2 pseudogenes are annotated in these 1433 nt (G+C 45.0%); one reads left to right on the forward strand and one right to left on the reverse strand.

Annotation, left to right across the window (positions count from 1 at the left end):
* Positions 1-148 precede the first annotated feature (148 nt).
* Positions 149-688, forward strand: a pseudogene (locus CIK04_RS23730) (MltR family transcriptional regulator).
* 100 nt (positions 689-788) lie between these two features.
* Here CIK04_RS23730 and CIK04_RS23735 read toward each other — a convergent pair.
* Positions 789-1433 (reverse strand): annotated as a pseudogene (locus CIK04_RS23735) (SIS domain-containing protein); the annotation flags it as partial.

Below are 1433 nucleotides of genomic sequence, written 5' to 3' on the forward strand. Positions count from 1 at the left end.
TGGCGTGAAAAAAACGCTGGCAAAATAACACAAGTCTTGCAAGAGGACAGTGTTGAGGTTGCAAAGATTGAAACTCTTTACAACCAACTTTAATCAGTAGGGGAGCTATGCTCCCCTCAAATATAAAAAAGATATATTGATTCAGTTTATGGCAGAGCATACAAACGAAAGTGACATCATTGAACGATTAAATCAMGCCCCCAGTGTACGCGGTTTTTTTGTTGAGACCGTCGACATCCTTACCGAGGCCGTCGATGGCTTGGTACAACGAATTTTCGTTCAAAGATAAATTTTGCCGTTGCCATCTGTACGTTGGGCCGCTTTTGCGCTAGGACTCGGGTCCATTAGGTGATGTTTCTGTACGCTTAAAACTACTCTTTGGTTTAGGCGTGTTATCAGATCATCACTACCACGATATTGAAGACATTATTAAGCTCAAAAACAAATCTCAACAGCGATAGCACAGAACTACGAGTTTACCGATCCCCAAATACTCGAACCGATTAAGAAACTTCATCTAGTGCAGAAAATGGGCATGGTGCAACTTGAAGTCGATAACCCTGATGACGATATCGAGCTGAGTTTTTATCAGCTTCAACTGCAAAGAAAGCAACAAATCATCCGCTCTGGTCTCTCACTCGCCATTGTCGAAATCTGTCATGCATTGGGCAAGGACAGCCCATTTTAGTCTTGCCTCTTTTAAAACTGACTTTCCTTTACACCTCTGCGTTAAAAACAAAAAAAAGCCGAGGTGACACACCTCGGCTCATCGCATTCTTTCAAAACGATTATTCTACCGTAACCGCTTTCGCTAGGTTGCGAGGTTGGTCAACGTCCGTTCCTTTGATCAACGCCACGTAGTACGAGAGCAATTGCATTGGAATGGTGTAGTAGATTGCTGCGGTGATTTCACTCACGTGAGGCATAGTGATGATCTTCATAGTTTCATCGCCTCGACCTGCGTCCGAAATCCGCAATACAATACAAAAGACCACCGCGTGCACGCACTTCTTCCACGTTAGATTTTAACTTCTCGAGAAGATCGTTACTTGGCGCGACCACCACCACAGGCATGTCTGCATCAATCAATGCGAGAGGACCGTGTTTAAGCTCACCCGCCGCGTACGCTTCAGCGTGAATGTAAGAGATCTCTTTCAGTTCAAGACGCTTCCATCGCGATGGGATAGAACTCACCACGACCAAGGAACAAGGTATGGTGCTTATCTGCAAAATCTGTCGCCAAGGCTTCAATGTCTTTTTCAAAAGAGAGTGCTGCGTTGATTTGCTTAGGCAACGCGTGCAACGCTTCTATGATCTCTTTTTCCTTTTCTTTACTGATACGGCCTTGCTGTTTACCCAGCGCCGTCACCAGCATAAGTAGAGCTGCCAATTGGGTTGTAAACGCCTTGGTAGAAGCGACACCAATCTCTACC

It is taken from the genome of Vibrio sp. 03_296 (assembly GCF_002265885.1).